At 70.9% G+C, this 15,315-nt stretch carries 10 protein-coding genes, 1 tRNA gene and 1 pseudogene; 1 reads left to right on the forward strand and 11 read right to left on the reverse strand.

Translation table 11 applies throughout. From position 1 onward, the window contains the following. Window positions 1–104: 104 nt before the first annotated feature. The 9 genes and pseudogenes from J1M41_RS06595 to J1M41_RS06635 form a co-directional block, all read right to left on the reverse strand. Window positions 105–4,001, reverse strand: a complete 3,897-nt coding sequence (locus J1M41_RS06595; RefSeq protein WP_036317751.1) for a DNA-directed RNA polymerase subunit beta' — start codon at window positions 3,999–4,001, stop codon at window positions 105–107. 83 nt (window positions 4,002–4,084) lie between these two features. Continuing rightward, complete coding sequence (rpoB, locus tag J1M41_RS06600; protein WP_036317750.1) at window positions 4,085–7,591, reverse strand: DNA-directed RNA polymerase subunit beta; 3,507 nt, start codon at window positions 7,589–7,591, stop codon at window positions 4,085–4,087. A gap of 285 nt (window positions 7,592–7,876) precedes the next feature. Beyond that, window positions 7,877–8,266 (reverse strand): 50S ribosomal protein L7/L12, encoded by a 390-nt coding sequence (rplL, locus tag J1M41_RS06605; RefSeq protein WP_036317747.1) that lies wholly within the window; start codon window positions 8,264–8,266, stop codon window positions 7,877–7,879. 69 nt (window positions 8,267–8,335) lie between these two features. After that, a complete protein-coding gene (gene rplJ, locus J1M41_RS06610; protein WP_002854782.1) occupies window positions 8,336–8,857 on the reverse strand; it encodes a 50S ribosomal protein L10 in 522 nt (173 codons plus the stop codon). 344 nt (window positions 8,858–9,201) lie between these two features. After that, the gene (rplA, locus tag J1M41_RS06615) at window positions 9,202–9,909 is read right to left on the reverse strand and encodes a 50S ribosomal protein L1 (RefSeq protein WP_036317746.1); all 708 of its coding nucleotides are present in this window, start codon (window positions 9,907–9,909) and stop codon (window positions 9,202–9,204) included. Between the two features lie 77 nt (window positions 9,910–9,986). After that, window positions 9,987–10,417, reverse strand: a pseudogene (gene rplK, locus J1M41_RS06620) (50S ribosomal protein L11). A gap of 132 nt (window positions 10,418–10,549) precedes the next feature. After that, a complete protein-coding gene (nusG, locus tag J1M41_RS06625; protein WP_036317744.1) occupies window positions 10,550–11,434 on the reverse strand; it encodes a transcription termination/antitermination protein NusG in 885 nt (294 codons plus the stop codon). A 104-nt stretch (window positions 11,435–11,538) separates the two neighbouring features. After that, entirely contained in the window at window positions 11,539–11,790 is a 252-nt protein-coding gene (gene secE / locus J1M41_RS06630) for a preprotein translocase subunit SecE (protein WP_002854774.1), read from the reverse strand. A gap of 80 nt (window positions 11,791–11,870) precedes the next feature. Then, window positions 11,871–11,943: transfer RNA gene (locus J1M41_RS06635), tRNA-Trp, on the reverse strand. A gap of 196 nt (window positions 11,944–12,139) precedes the next feature. On the opposite strand from J1M41_RS06635, the gene J1M41_RS06640 reads away from it, so the two are divergent. Further along, window positions 12,140–13,315, forward strand: coding sequence for a pyridoxal phosphate-dependent aminotransferase (locus J1M41_RS06640; RefSeq protein ID WP_206451444.1), 1,176 nt, complete (start codon window positions 12,140–12,142; stop codon window positions 13,313–13,315). A gap of 47 nt (window positions 13,316–13,362) precedes the next feature. Here the strand turns inward: J1M41_RS06640 and J1M41_RS06645 are convergent, their stop codons facing one another. After that, a complete protein-coding gene (locus J1M41_RS06645; RefSeq protein WP_206451399.1) occupies window positions 13,363–14,070 on the reverse strand; it encodes a response regulator transcription factor in 708 nt (235 codons plus the stop codon). Further along, window positions 14,067–15,315 (reverse strand): ATP-binding protein (locus J1M41_RS06650; protein ID WP_241247801.1); only part of this gene is annotated, 1,249 nt, incomplete at its 5' end. The genes J1M41_RS06645 and J1M41_RS06650, both read right to left, overlap by 4 nt.

Genomic DNA, 15,315 nt, shown 5'->3' on the forward strand with positions numbered 1-15,315 from the left:
GCATAGCACGCCCCGGCGCCGTCGACGAGCCGGCCCCGCACGCCAAGGGGCCCGCCGCTCCCCCGCGTGAGCGGCGGAACGGCGGGCCCCCTGGGGGACGGGGATCAGGCGCGGAAGTCGCCCCCGCGGTCGTAGTCGTCCAACGAGACGGCGTGGAAGTCGTTCTCGCCGAGCGACTGGTCCAGGCCCGGGTAGTCGAAGTCCGCGAAGCCGGCCGGCGAGGCGAACAGGTTGGCCTTCGCCTCCTCCGTCGGCTCCACGACGGTCTTCGTGTAGCGGTCCAGGCCCGTGCCGGCCGGGATCAGCTTGCCGATGATCACGTTCTCCTTCAGGCCCAGCAGCGGGTCGGACTTGCCCTCCATGGCCGCCTGCGTCAGGACGCGGGTCGTCTCCTGGAAGGACGCGGCCGACAGCCACGAGTCCGTGGCCAGCGAGGCCTTCGTGATGCCCATCAGCTCGTCGCGGCCGGAGGCCGGCTGGCGGCCCTCAGCGACGGCGGCGCGGTTGGCGGCCACGAAGCGCGCCCGGTCCGTGAGCTCGCCCGGCAGCAGGTCGGTGTCACCGGACTCGATGACGGTGATGCGACGCAGCATCTGCCGGACGATGACCTCCACGTGCTTGTCGTGGATGCCCACGCCCTGGGACTGGTACACGTTCTGCACCTCGTCCACGAGGAACCGCTGCGCGGCCCGCGGGCCGAGCACGCGCAGGACCTGCTTCGGGTCCACGGCGCCGGCCACGAGCTGCGTGCCCACCGGCACGTGCTCGCCGTCGGCCACGAGGATGCGCGCACGGCGCAGCACCGGGTAGGCGATCTCCTCGGAGCCGTCGTCCGGCGTGAGCAGCAGGCGCACGGACGCCTCGGTGTCCTCGATGGTCACGCGGCCGGCGACCTCGGAGATCGGGGCCACGCCCTTCGGGGTGCGGGCCTCGAAGAGCTCCTGGATGCGGGGCAGACCCTGCGTGATGTCGTCGGCCGAGGCCACACCGCCGGTGTGGAACGTGCGCATGGTGAGCTGGGTGCCCGGCTCACCGATCGACTGGGCCGCGATGATGCCGACGGCCTCGCCGATGTCCACCAGCTGGCCGGTGGCCATGGAGCGGCCGTAGCACTTCGCGCAGGTGCCCACGGCGGACTCGCAGGTCAGGACCGAGCGGACCTTGATCTCCGTGACGCCGGCGGCCACCAGCTCGCCGATCAGCACGTCGCCCACGTCCGCACCGGCCGAGGCCAGCACCGTGCCGTCCTCGCCCGTGACGTCCTGGGCCAGCGTGCGGGCGAAGGCCGAGTTCTCGACCTGCTCGTGGGCCACCAGCTCGCCGTCGGCGTTCGGGGCGGCGATCGTGACGGACAGGCCGCGCTCGGTGCCGCAGTCGTCCTCGCGGACGATGACGTCCTGGGACACATCGACGAGACGACGGGTCAGGTAGCCCGAGTTCGCGGTCTTCAGCGCGGTGTCCGCGAGGCCCTTGCGGGCGCCGTGGGTGGCGGAGAAGTACTCGAGCACGGACAGGCCCTCGCGGTACGAGGACTTGATCGGACGCGGGATGATCTCACCCTTCGGGTTGGCCACGAGGCCGCGGATGCCCGCGATCTGGCGCACCTGGAGCCAGTTGCCTCGCGCACCGGAGGACACCATGCGGTTGATGGTGTTGAGCTCCGGCAGGCCGTCCTTCATGGCCGCGGCGACCTCGTCGGTGGCCTTGTTCCAGATGTCGATCAGCTCGGAGCGACGCTCGTCGTCCGCGATCAGGCCCTTGTCGTACTGCTGCTGCACGCGCTGGGCCTGCTCCTCGTAGCCCTCCATGATGGCGGCCTTGTCGAAGTCGGAGGTGATGTCCGAGATCGCCACGGTCACACCCGACCAGGTGCCCCAGTGGAAGCCGGCGTCCTTGAGGTTGTCCAGCGTCTGCGCGGTGACGACCATCGGGTAGCGCTCGGCCAGGTCGTTGACCAGCTGACCGAGGGTGCCCTTGGTCGCCTGCTTGTCCAGCCACGGGTAGTCGTCCGGCAGCAGCTCGTTGAACAGCACCTTGCCCAGGGTGGTCTCGATGAGGGCGATCTCGCCCTCGGACCAGCCCTCGGGGGCCGGCACGTCCGCCGACGGCACGAAGCCCTCGACGCCGATCCGTGCGGGCGCGTTCAGGTGCAGGTCGCCGCCGTCGAACGCCATGATGGCCTCGCCGACGGTCGCGTACAGGTTGCCCGCGCCGACCTCGTCCGGACGCACCGTGGTGAGGTGGTTCAGTCCGATGATCATGTCCTGGGCCGGCACGGCGACCGCGCGGCCGTCCGAGGGCTTCAGGATGTTGTGGCTCGAGAGCATGAGCAGGCGCGCCTCGGCCTGGGCCTCCGGCGACAGGGGCAGGTGGACCGCCATCTGGTCGCCGTCGAAGTCCGCGTTGAACGCGGAGCAGACCAGCGGGTGCAGCTGCAGGGCCTTGCCTTCCACGAGCTGCGGCTCGAAGGCCTGGATGCCCAGACGGTGCAGGGTGGGGGCGCGGTTCAGCAGGACCGGGTGCTCGGTGATGACCTCCTCGAGCACGTCCCAGACCTGCGGACGGAAGCGCTCCACCATGCGCTTGGCGGACTTGATGTTCTGCGCGTGGTTCAGGTCCACGAGACGCTTCATCACGAACGGCTTGAACAGCTCCAGCGCCATCTGCTTCGGCAGGCCGCACTGGTGCAGCTTGAGCTGGGGACCCACCACGATGACCGAGCGGCCCGAGTAGTCCACGCGCTTGCCGAGCAGGTTCTGACGGAACCGGCCCTGCTTGCCCTTGAGCATGTCGGAGAGTGACTTGAGCGGGCGGTTGCCCGGGCCGGTCACCGGCCGGCCGCGGCGGCCGTTGTCGAACAGCGAGTCCACGGCCTCCTGCAGCATGCGCTTCTCGTTGTTGACGATGATCTCGGGCGCGCCGAGGTCGAGCAGCCGCTTCAGGCGGTTGTTGCGGTTGATCACGCGACGGTACAGGTCGTTGAGGTCGGAGGTCGCGAAGCGGCCGCCGTCCAGCTGCACCATCGGACGCAGCTCCGGCGGGATCACCGGGACGGCGTCCAGGACCATGCCCTCGGGCGAGTTGTCCGTGGTCAGGAACGCGTTGACGACCTTCAGGCGCTTCAAGGCGCGGGTCTTGCGCTGGCCCTTGCCCGTCTTGATGGTCTCACGCAGCATCTCGGACTCGGCCTCGAGGTCGAAGGTCTGCAGGCGACGCTGGATCGCCTCCGCGCCCATCGAGCCCTCGAAGTACTGGCCGTACTTGTCCCGCATGGCGCGGTACAGACCCTCGTCGCCCTCGAGGTCGGCGACCTTGAGGTTCTTGAAGCGGTCCCAGACCTGCTCCTTGCGGTCCAGGTCCGCGTCCGCGCGCTTGCGGATCTGCGCCATGGTCTTGTCCGCGGCGTCGCGGGCCTTCTTCTTCTCGGCGGCCTTGGCGCCCTCGGACTCCAGCTTGGCCAGGTCCTTCTCGAGGTCGGCGGCCACCGCGGCGATGTCGGAGTCACGCTGGTCGGCCAGGACACGGGTCTCCTGGTCGTACTCGGCCTGGAGGTTGGCCAGGTCGCGGTGCCGGGCCTCCTCGTCCACCGAGGTGATCATGTACGCCGCGAAGTAGATGACCTTCTCGAGGTCCTTCGGCGCCAGGTCCAGCAGGTAGCCCAGGCGCGAGGGCACGCCCTTGAAGTACCAGATGTGGGTGACCGGCGCAGCCAGCTCGATGTGGCCCATGCGGTCGCGGCGCACCTTCGAGCGGGTCACCTCGACGCCGCAGCGCTCGCAGATGATGCCCTTGAAGCGCACGCGCTTGTACTTGCCGCACGCGCACTCCCAGTCACGGGTGGGGCCGAAGATCTTCTCGCAGAAGAGTCCGTCCTTCTCCGGCTTCAGGGTGCGGTAGTTGATGGTCTCCGGCTTCTTGACCTCGCCGTAGGACCAGCGGCGGATGTCCTCCGCCGTGGCCAGGCCGATGCGCATCAGGCCGAAAGAGTTGTCAGTGGACATGCTGTTCACGCTCATGCTCCGGTGAACTCCCTTGGTTCAGTGGTTCTCAGGTGACGTCTTGTGGATGCGGGATCGGGCCCGGCTCAGACTTCCTCCACCGAGCTGGGCTCGGCGTGGGAGAGGTCGATGCCCAGCTCCTCGGCGGCGCGGTAGACCTCGTCCTCCGCGTCGCGCATCTCGATGGCCTGGCCGTCGGCGGAGAGGACCTCCACGTTCAGGCAGAGGGACTGCATCTCCTTGATGAGCACCTTGAAGGACTCGGGAACACCCGGCTCCGGGATGTTCTCGCCCTTGACGATGGCCTCGTAGACCTTCACGCGGCCGTGGATGTCGTCGGACTTGATGGTCAGCAGCTCCTGGAGGGTGAACGCCGCGCCGTACGCCTCGAGCGCCCACACCTCCATCTCGCCGAAGCGCTGGCCGCCGAACTGGGCCTTACCGCCCAGCGGCTGCTGCGTGATCATCGAGTACGGGCCCGTGGAACGGGCGTGGATCTTGTCGTCCACCAGGTGGTGCAGCTTGAGCATGTACATGTAGCCCACGGACACCGGGTCCGGGAACGGCTCGCCGGTGCGGCCGTCGAACAGCTGCGCCTTGCCGCTGTCGCTCATGAGACGGTCGCCGTCGCGGGTCACGTTCACGTGGCCGAGCAGGCCCGTGATCTCGTACGCCTCGGCGCCGTCGAACACCGGGGTGGCCACGTTGACCGGACCGGACTGCCGCGGGAAGTTCGGCAGGTCCTTGATCCACTCCGGCTCGCCCTGGATGTCCCAGCCGCGCGAGGCGGCCCAGCCCAGGTGCAGCTCCATGACCTGGCCGAGGTTCATGCGGCCGGGGACGCCGAGCGGGTTCAGCACGATGTCCACCGGGGTGCCGTCCGCCAGGAACGGCATGTCCTCGAGCGGCAGGATCTTCGAGATGACGCCCTTGTTGCCGTGGCGGCCGGCCATCTTGTCGCCGTCGGTGATCTTGCGCTTCTGCGCCACGTAGACGCGCACCAGCTGGTTCACGCCCGGGGGCAGGTCGTCGTCCTCGTCGCGGTCGAAGATGCGCACGCCGATGACGGTGCCGGACTCGCCGTGCGGCACCTTCAGGGACGTGTCGCGGACCTCGCGGGACTTCTCGCCGAAGATCGCGCGCAGCAGGCGCTCCTCCGGGGTCAGCTCGGTCTCGCCCTTCGGGGTCACGCGGCCGACCAGGATGTCGCCGGCCTCCACCTCGGCGCCGATGTGGATGATGCCGCGCTCGTCGAGCTGCGAGAGCACCTCCTCGGACACGTTGGGGATGTCGCGCGTGATCTCCTCGGCGCCCAGCTTGGTGTCGCGGGCGTCGACCTCGTGCTCCTCGATGTGGATCGAGGTGAGGACGTCCTCCGAGACCATGCGCTGGGACAGGATGATCGCGTCCTCGTAGTTCAGGCCCTCCCAGGGCATGAACGCGACGAGGAGGTTCTTGCCGAGCGCGAGCTCGCCGTTGTCCGTGGCGGGACCGTCGGCGATGATGCTCAGCGGCTCCACCCGCTCGCCCTCGGAGACGCGCACCCGCTGGTTGTAGGCGTTGCCCTGGTTCGAGCGGGCGAACTTCATGATCGGGTAGTGCGTGGTGGTGCCGTCGTCGTTCATGACGGTCACCAGGTCCGCGGCCACCTCGGTCACGACGCCGCCCTGGGTGGCCGTCACGGAGTCGCCCGCGTCCACGGCCACGTACTTCTCCATGCCGGTGCCCACGTAGGGGGCCTCGGAGCGGAGCAGCGGCACGGCCTGACGCTGCATGTTCGCGCCCATGAGCGCGCGGTTGGCGTCGTCGTGCTCGAGGAACGGGATCAGGGCGGTGGCCGCCGACACCATCTGGCGCGGGGACACGTCCATGTAGTCGATCTCGTCCACGGTCGAGAGCACGGGCTCGCCGTCGCCGCCGCGCTGGCGGCAGAGCACGAACTCCTCCTCGAACCGGCCGTCCTCATCCACCGGGGCGTTCGCCTGGGCGATCTGGAAGGCCAGCTCGTCGTCGGCGGTCAGGTAGTCCACGGTGTCCGTGACCCGGCCGTCGACCACGCGGCGGTACGGGGTCTCGATGAAGCCGAAGGAGTTGATCCGGCCGAAGGTCGCCAGCGACCCGATGAGGCCGATGTTCGGGCCTTCCGGGGTCTCGATGGGGCACATGCGGCCGTAGTGCGACGGGTGGACGTCACGGACCTCCATGCCGGCACGGTCGCGGGACAGGCCGCCCGGGCCGAGCGCGGACAGGCGACGCTTGTGCGTCAGGCCGGCCAGCGGGTTGTTCTGGTCCATGAACTGGGACAGCTGCGAGGTGCCGAAGAACTCCTTGATCGCCGCCACCACGGGGCGGATGTTGATCAGGGTCTGCGGGGTGATCGCCTCGACGTCCTGGGTGGTCATGCGCTCGCGCACGACGCGCTCCATGCGGGACAGGCCGGTGCGGATCTGGTTCTCGATCAGCTCGCCCACCGCACGGATGCGACGGTTGCCGAAGTGGTCGATGTCGTCGATCTCCACGCGCACATCCACCGGCTCGCCGTCGCGCGTGCCCTTGATGACGGTCTCGCCGGCGTGCAGCGCGGCGATGAAGTGCACCATCTGGACGATGTCGTCCTCGGTGAGCACAGACGCGTTGGGGTCGCCGAGGTGCACGTCCACGCCGAGCTTGCGGTTGAGCTTGTAGCGGCCCACCTTGGCGAGGTCGTAGCGCTTCGGGGTGAAGTACAGGTTGTTCAGCAGCGTCTGCGCGGCGTCGACGGCGGCCGGCTCGCCCGGGCGCAGCTTGCGGTAGATGTCGAGCAGGGCCTCGTCCTGGTCCGCGGTGCCGTCCTTCTCGAGGGTGGCGCGGATGGAGTCGTAGTGGCCGAACTCCTCCAGGATGCGGGACTCGGTCCAGCCCATGGCCTTGAGCAGCACCGTCACGGGCTGCTTGCGCTTGCGGTCGAGGCGGACGCCGACCTGGTCACGCTTGTCCACCTCGAGCTCGAACCAGGCGCCGCGCGAGGGGATGATCTTCGCGGAGAAGATCTCCTTGTCCGAGGTCTTGTCCGGGGTGCGCTCGAAGTAGGCGCCCGGGGAGCGGACCAGCTGGGAGACGACGACGCGCTCGGTGCCGTTGATGATGAACGTGCCGTTGCGGGTCATCAGCGGGAAGTCGCCCATGAAGACGGTCTGCTGCTTGATCTCGCCGGTCGTGTTGTTCATGAACTCGGCCTTGACGTACAGCGGGGCGGAGAAGGTCGCGTCGCGATCCTTGCACTCCTCCTCCGTCATCTTCGCGTCGGCGAACTCGGGCTCGGCGAAGGACAGGGACATGGTGCCCTGGAAGTCCTCGATCGGGGAGATCTCCTCGAAGATGTCCGTCAGTCCCGAGGTGACGGGCACGGAGTGGTCGTCGGCGGCCAGGGCGGCGTCCACGCGCGCGGCCCACCGCTCATTGCCGATCAGGCGGTCGAACGACTCGGTCTGCAGCGCCAGCAGGTCCGGCACGTCCAGCGGCTCGGAGATCTTGGCGAAGGAGACGCGTCCGGCGGAGGCGCCGGATCGCGGGGAGACGGTAGCGGTTTCGTTGGAGGTGCTCGAGGCGACCACGTAGGATCCTTCCACAGGCCTTCTGGGTTCCGTTCGCTCCCCTGCCGCGAGACGGCGGCGCCGGCCCACCGCTATATGAAGGCCGTGCGGAACCGTGCGGGCCACGGCGGGACGCGAGGTCCTGCGGGCGGCACGGAACAGGGGAGATGCAAAGATCCATCCTATCCGCGCCCGTCGCCCCTGTCCAGCCGGGGGTGCGTGACCCGGGACGCCACGAGGCCCCCGGTCCGCAGCGCGGGTCCGGGGGCCTCGTGAGGAGGCGTGATGCGGCTCAGGCCGCGATCATCACTTGAGGGTGACGGTGGCGCCGGCGCCCTCGAGCTGCTCCTTGGCCTTCTCGGCGGTCTCCTTGTTGACGCCCTCGAGGATGGGCTTGGGAGCGCCGTCCACCAGGTCCTTGGCCTCCTTCAGGCCGAGGGAGGTGAGGGCGCGCACCTCCTTGATGACGCCGATCTTCTTGTCGCCGGCGGCCTCGAGGACGACGTCGAACTCGTCCTTCTCCTCGGCGGCGGCGGCCTCGGCACCACCGGCGGCACCGCCGGCGGCGGCCACGGCCACGGGGGCGGCGGCGGTGACGTCGAACTTCTCCTCGAACGCCTTGATGAACTCGGACAGCTCGATGAGGGTCAGCTCCTCGAACGCGGCGAGCAGCTCTTCGGTGGTCAGCTTGGCCATGATGGCTCCTTTACGGGTACGTCTTGACTACGTGTGAAGTGGTGGGCCGTGCAGCCCGGGGCGGACTGCTCAGGCAGCCTCGCCCTGCGCGGCGCGCAGCGCCTCGACCGTGCGGACGGTCTTGGACAGCGGCGCCTGGAACAGGGCGGCAGCCTTGGACATGCTGCCCTTCATCGCGCCGGCGAACTTGGCCAGCAGCACCTCGCGGGACTCGAGGTCCGCGAGCTTCTTGATGCCGGCCTCGTCCAGGGGCTGGCCATCCATGTAGCCGCCCTTGAGCACGAGCTTCTCGTGATCCTTGGCAAAGTCACGCAGGGCCTTCGCGACGTTGACCGGGTCCCCGGTCACGAACGCGATCGCGGTGGGACCGGACAGGTGAGCCTCGAGGCCCTCCAGACCGGCGTCCTTGGCCGCGATCTCGGCCAGCGTGTTCTTCGCCACGGCGTAGGTCGCGTCCTGACGGATGGAGTCGCGCAGCTGCTTGAGCTCCGTCACCGTCAGGCCACGGTATTCCGTCAGAACAGCGGCGCTGGACTCACGGAACAGGTCCGTGAGCTCAGCCACCGCCGACTCCTTCGCGGACGTCGCCATGGCACTCCTCTCGATGATGCGTGGGAACCGCCACCCCGAGACGAGAAAGCGCCCCGTGCAGATGCACGGGGCGCAGCAGGAGCATCGACGCGGCCGGACCCGGAGGGTCGACGTGCGGATGCGAGCGTGGCTCACGTTCACCTGCGCGGGCCGTCTCCGTCAGGGAGATCCTTCGGTGGGCTCTGCCCGGAGGCAGGGCACCACGACCGGCGGTCTTCGGTAGGCACCAGCGTACACGTCCGGGGCGGGCCCGCAAAATCGACCCGGGACGACGCCGGCCGGTCGTCCCCGCTGCGGGGACGACCGGCCGACGTCGTGGGCCCCGATCACCGGGGCCGCGTGGCTCAGAGCTCGGAGGAGTCCACCGAGGTCACGTTCGGGTCCATGGGCACGCCCGGGCCGAAGGTGGTGGCCACGGTGGCCTTGGAGATGTAGCGGCCCTTGGAGGAGGACGGCTTCAGACGCAGGACCTCCTCGAGGGCTGCGGCGTAGTTCTCCACCAGGGCCTTGGCCTCGAAGGAGGTCTTGCCGATGATGAAGTGCAGGTTGGAGTGCTTGTCGACGCGGAAGTCGATCTTGCCGCCCTTGATGTCGGCCACGGCCTTGGCCACGTCCGGGGTCACGGTGCCGGTCTTGGGGTTCGGCATCAGGTTGCGGGGGCCGAGCACCTTGCCCAGACGGCCGACCTTGCCCATGAGCTCCGGGGAGGCCACGGCGGCGTCGAAGTCCACCCAGCCCTCGGAGATCCGGGCGATCAGGTCGTCGTCGCCCACGACGTCCGCGCCGGCGGCGCGGGCGGCCTCGGCGCGGTCACCGGTGGCGAACACGACGACGCGGGCGGTCTTGCCGGTGCCGTGGGGCAGGCTCACGGAGCCGCGGACCATCTGGTCGGCCTTGCGGGGGTCGACCGAGAGGCGGAGGGCCACCTCCACGGTGGCGTCGGTCTTGGAGGGGTTGGTCTCCTTGGCGAGGCGGATCGCCTCCACCGGCGAGTACAGATCCTCGCCGATCGCGGCCTTGGCCGCCTTGTATGCCTTGCTGCGCTGTGCCATCTGCGTTCTTCTCCTTGTGCAGTCGTGGTCTGCGGGCCGCGCTCGGCCCTGCCACTGGAAGGGGGTGGGGGTGGGCGTCAGCCCTCGACGGTGATGCCCATCGAGCGGGCGGTGCCCGCGATGATCTTGGCGGCGGCCTGGACGTCGTTGGCGTTCAGGTCCTCCATCTTGGTCTGGGCGATCTCCTCGCACTGGGCCTGGGTCAGCGTGCCGACCTTGGCCGTGTGCGGGGTGGCGGAGCCCTTGGCGACGCCGGCGGCCTTCTTGATGAGCTCGGCGGCCGGCGGGGTCTTGGTCACGAAGGTGAACGAGCGGTCCTCGTACACGGTGATCTCGACCGGGACCACGTTGCCGCGCTGCGACTCGGTGGCGGCGTTGTACGCCTTGCAGAACTCCATGATGTTCACGCCGTGCTGGCCCAGGGCGGGGCCGATGGGCGGGCCGGGTTGGCGGCGCCGGCCTGGATCTGAAGCTTGATCAGACCGGTGACCTTCTTCTTGGGAGCCATGAGTGGATCCTTCTCTCACTGGGGGACCCTCGGCGCAGGAGCGCACCGGGGGCGGTGGCCGCCGTGGCGCGGCGGCCGGTGCCGCGTCCGGGCCGGCAGGCGGCCGGCCCGGTGCGGAAGCGTCGGGTGTCCTCAGATGGCCTTCGTCACCTGGTTGAAGGACAGCGTCACGGGGGTCTCGCGCTCGAAGATCGAGACGAGCACCACGAGCTGCTGGGCCTCCGGCTTGATCTCGGAGATCGTGGCCGGGAGGGTCTCGAACGGGCCGTCGTTGACGGTGACCGACTCGCCGACCTCGAAGTCCACGTGGATCGCGGGGGCGGCGGGCGCGCCGGACTCGGCCGCGGCGGGGACGGCCAGGCCGGCCTTCTCGGCGGCGCGGGCGGCCTCCTGGATCACGGACGGGGCGAGCATGTCGTACACCTCGTCCAGGCTGAGCGGCTGCGGGTGGTGGGCGTCGTTGCCCACGAAGCCCGTGACGCCCGGGGTGTGCCGCACGACGCCCCACGAGGCGTCGTCGAGGTCCATGCGGACGAGCACGTAGCCCGGGATGCGCACGCGCGAGACGATCTTGCGCGTGGTGTTCTTGATCTCCACGACCTCCTCCATGGGGACCTCGATCTCGTAGATCGAGTCCTCCATGTCCTGGGTCAGGATGCGGGCCTCGAGGTTCGTCTTCACGCGCTTCTCGTAGCCGGCGTAGGTGTGGACGACGTACCAGTCGCCGGGCTGGCGGCGCAGGCGGGTGCGCAGCTCCTCGGCGGGGTCCACGGCGGGCTCGTCGTCGGACTGCTCCTCGACGGGGGTCGGTGCGTCCTCGCCCTCGGCGACGGCCAGGTCGGCCTCCTGCACGGTGGCCTCGGCGGTCTCGTCACCGCTGCCGGCGACCTCGTCCAGGGCGTCCTCGACGGGCGTCCCGGCGTCCTGCGCGGTCTCGGCGGTCTCCTCGGCCACGGCGTCCTCCGACATCGGGACGGACTCCTCGGCGGGCTGACGATCCAGTTCCTGCTCGGACACGGTTCCTGCTTTCTGCTGACGGACGGCGGGCCCTGCCGTCGGGGAGGGCCCTCACGGGCGTGCGGGGGACGCGTCCTGCGACGTCGGGACCGTCCGCGCCGGGCTCAGAGGCCGCCGGCGCCGAACAGGAGACCCGCCACGGTGCCGAACACCCAGTCCAGCCCCATGACCAGCAGGATCATGAACGCCACGAAGGCGAGCACCACTCCGGTCGTGCGCAGCAGCTCCTCGCTTGTGGGGGTGACGACCTTGCGGAGCTCGTCCACCACCTGGCGCAGGAACAGCGCGATCCGCGCGAACAGCCCGCGACGCTGCCTGCTCGGCGTGGGGGTGGGCCCCCCGCCGTTCGCCGCCATCTCAGTCACGTGGCCTCACTCGTCGGATCGCCGAATCGCTTTCTACACGTCCGATGCCGAGCACAAGGCTCGGCATCGAGCAGGGCAGACAGGACTCGAACCTGCAACCTGCGGTTTTGGAGACCGCTGCGCTACCAATTGCGCCACTACCCTTCGGACCGACGGAGCCGGCCGAACCCTCGCGGGATCGACCGTGATCGCGGTACCGGAGATCCAGGATACGCCATCGGGCGGCGGGAGTCGAACGGGCCCCGGGCAGTCAGTACCCTGGCAGGACGGAGCCCCGCTCCGCCCCGTCCTCCCCGTCGAGCTCGAAGAAGGTCCCCATGGCCGCGCCCGCCCGCCGCGTCTGTCCGCCATCGCGCCCTCCGCCACCCTCGCCGTCGACGCCCGCGCCAAGGAGCTCAAGGCCGCCGGGCGCCCGGTGATCGGCTTCGGCGCCGGCGAGCCCGACTTCCCCACCCCGGACTACATCGTGGAGGCCGCCGTCGCCGCGGCCCGGGACCCGAAGAACCACCGCTACTCCCCCGCCGCCGGCCTGCCCGAGCTGCGCGAGGCGATCGCGGCCAAGACGCTGCGCGACTCCGGCGTGTCCCTCGAGGCCGCCCAGGTGCTCGTGACCAACGGCGGGAAGCAGGCCGTGTACAACGCCTTCGCCGCCCTGCTGGACCCGCAGGACGAGGTACTCGTCCCCGCCCCCTACTGGACCACCTACCCGGAGGCGATCCGCCTGGCCGGCGGCGTGCCGGTCGAGGTGTTCGCCGGCCCCGAGCAGGGCTACAAGGTCACCGTGGACCAGCTCGACGAGGCCGTCACGGACCGCACCAAGGTGCTCCTGTTCCTCTCCCCCTCCAACCCCACCGGCGCCGTGTACTCCCCCGAGGAGACGGCGGCGATCGGCCGGTGGGCACGGGAGCGGGGGCTGTGGGTGGTCACCGACGAGATCTACGAGCACCTGACCTACGACGGCATGCCGTTCACCTCGATCGTCCGCGCCGTGCCCGAGCTGGCGGAGCAGTCCGTGATCCTCAACGGCGTCGCCAAGACCTACGCCATGACGGGCTGGCGCGTCGGCTGGATGGCCGGTCCGCTGGACGTGGTCAAGGCCGCCACGAACCTGCAGTCCCACGCCACCTCGAATGTGGCCAACGTGTCGCAGCGGGCCGCGCTGGCCGCCGTCGCCGGCCCGTTGGACGCCGTGGCGGAGATGAAGACGGCGTTCGACCGCCGGCGCCGGGCCATGGTCGAGGCCATGGACGCCGTGCCGGGCTTCCACTGTCCCACCCCGCAGGGTGCGTTCTACGCGTACGTGGACGTGCGGGAGGCGCTCGGGAAGACCTACCGCGGCGGCGTCACCCCCACGACGTCCGCCGAGCTGGCCGCCTTCATCCTCGACGAGGCGGAGGTCGCCGTGGTCCCGGGCGAGGCGTTCGGCCCGCCCGGCTATCTGCGACTGTCCTATGCGCTGGGCGATGGGGACCTCGCCGAGGGCGTCGAGCGCATCCGCGCCCTGCTCAGCGCCTGAGCCGCCCACCCCGCCCCTGAGCCCCGCGACGCCGCGCGCCGCGGGGCTCAGGCGTATCCGCGGCGCGCGGCCCAGCGGGTCAGCTCGTGGCGGTTGGAGAGCTGGAGCTTGCGCAGCACGGAGGACACGTGGGTCTCGACCGTGCGGTCCGAGATGAACAGCTCCGCCCCGGCCTCCCGGTAGGTGTATCCGCGGGCGATCAGCCGCATGACCTCCCGCTCCCGTGCCGAGAGCCGGTCGAGGTCCTCGTCGGGGGCCGCAGCCCCGCTCGCCGCCGCGGCGGTGACGGACGGAGGCGCGGGCGCCGTGCCGCGGAAGGCGTCGAGGACGAACCCGGCAAGCCGAGGCGAGAACACCGCGTCGCCGTCGGCCACGCGGACCGCCGCGTCCGCCACCTCCGCGCCGGAGGCCGTCTTGGTGATGTAGCCGCGGGCCCCCGCACGGATCACGGCGACGACGTCCTCGGCCGCGTCCGAGACGGACAGGGCCAGGAACCGCTGCGCGGGTCGGCGCGCGAGGACGCGTTCGGCCACCTCCGCTCCCCCGCCGCCGGCCCCGCCGGGCAGGTGCACGTCCAGCAGCACCACATCCGGCGCCAGGTCCAGCACGTCCAGCACGGTGCGGACGGCCTCGTCCACGTCCCCGGCCTCGCCGACGATGGCCAGTCGGTCCGGGCCCAGGTCGGCGCGCAGGCCGGAGCGGAAGATCGCGTGGTCGTCCACGATGACGGCCGTGCGCGGGGCGGGGTCGGTCATGGGTGTTCCTGTCCGGTGTGCGCTCGCGCACCCTCGGGCTCGGCCAGGGTCAGGTGGACCTCGGTGCCGCCCGGGCCGGACCGGATGCGGGCGGTCCCGCCGGCACGCTCCATGCGGCCGAGGATCGACTCCCGCACGCCGAGCCGGTCGGCCGGGACCGTGGGCAGGTCGAAGCCGGGGCCGCGGTCCCGGACGAACACCTCCGCGACGGTGCGGCCGCGCTCGTCCTCACCGGCCTCCGCGAAGACCTGCGCGTCGCCGGCGTGCCGGGCCGCGTTCTGCATGGCCTCGCGTGCCGCGGCCGCGAGCGGCTCGAGCCACGCCCCCGCGGCCCGCCCCACGGCCACGACCTCCACCCGGGCCCCGTGGGCGTCCTCGACGGCGGCGGCGTGCTGTTCGAGCGCCTCCGCCAGGGAGTGCGGGCCGCCGCGGGAGTCCAGGGCGAGGAACTGACGCAGCTCACGCTCCTGGGCGCGGGCCACCCGGGCCACCGCGTCCGCGTCCTGGGCGCGCCGCTGGATGAGGGCGAGGGACTGCAGCACCGAGTCGTGCAGGTGCGCCGCGATCTCGGCGCGCTGAGCCTGCACCGCGAACGCGGTCCGCTCCGCGTCGCGTCGGCGCAGCCAGGCCAGGACGTAGGGCATGGCCACCAGCGCCGCGCCGGCGAGCATCGCGACGGCGGCCAGCAGAGCCCGCCACAGCTCGCCCGAGCTCACGGCGCCCAGGACGATGGCCAGCACCGCCAGCAGCACGAGGGCCGTGCCGAGCACGAGGCGGACCAGTCGTCCGCTCCGCCCGGCCCGGGGCCCGCCCGCCAGGTCGAGCTGCATCCAGGCCAGGCCGAGGCCGATCACGAGGACGGCCACCGGGCCCACGAGCGCCCAGTCGACGGCGAGGCCGAGGCCGTCCGCGACGGTCAGCACGCCCACGCCGAGCACCACGGCGGCCAGCAGCACCGGCCAGCCGCCCTCACGCACCCGCTCGAGCACCTCGGGGGCGCGACCACGCAGGGTGGGGGCGTCGGCGGCGGGAGCGCCGTCCGGGCCCTCCTCCGGCATGAGCAGCCAGAGCCACACGTACAGGGCCAGGCCCGCGCCGCCCACCAGGCTCAGCAGCGCCAGGGCCACGCGGACGCGGCCGACGGGCACCCCGAGATGCCGGGCGAGCCCCGCGGCGACGCCGGACACCGGGCGGTCGGCCCCGTGCCGCATCAACGGCGGACGCGGGGCTCGCCCGGCATCTCGG

Source organism: Micrococcus sp. KRD096 (genome assembly GCF_017168495.1).
In the GTDB taxonomy this organism is placed as follows: domain Bacteria; phylum Actinomycetota; class Actinomycetes; order Actinomycetales; family Micrococcaceae; genus Micrococcus; species Micrococcus luteus.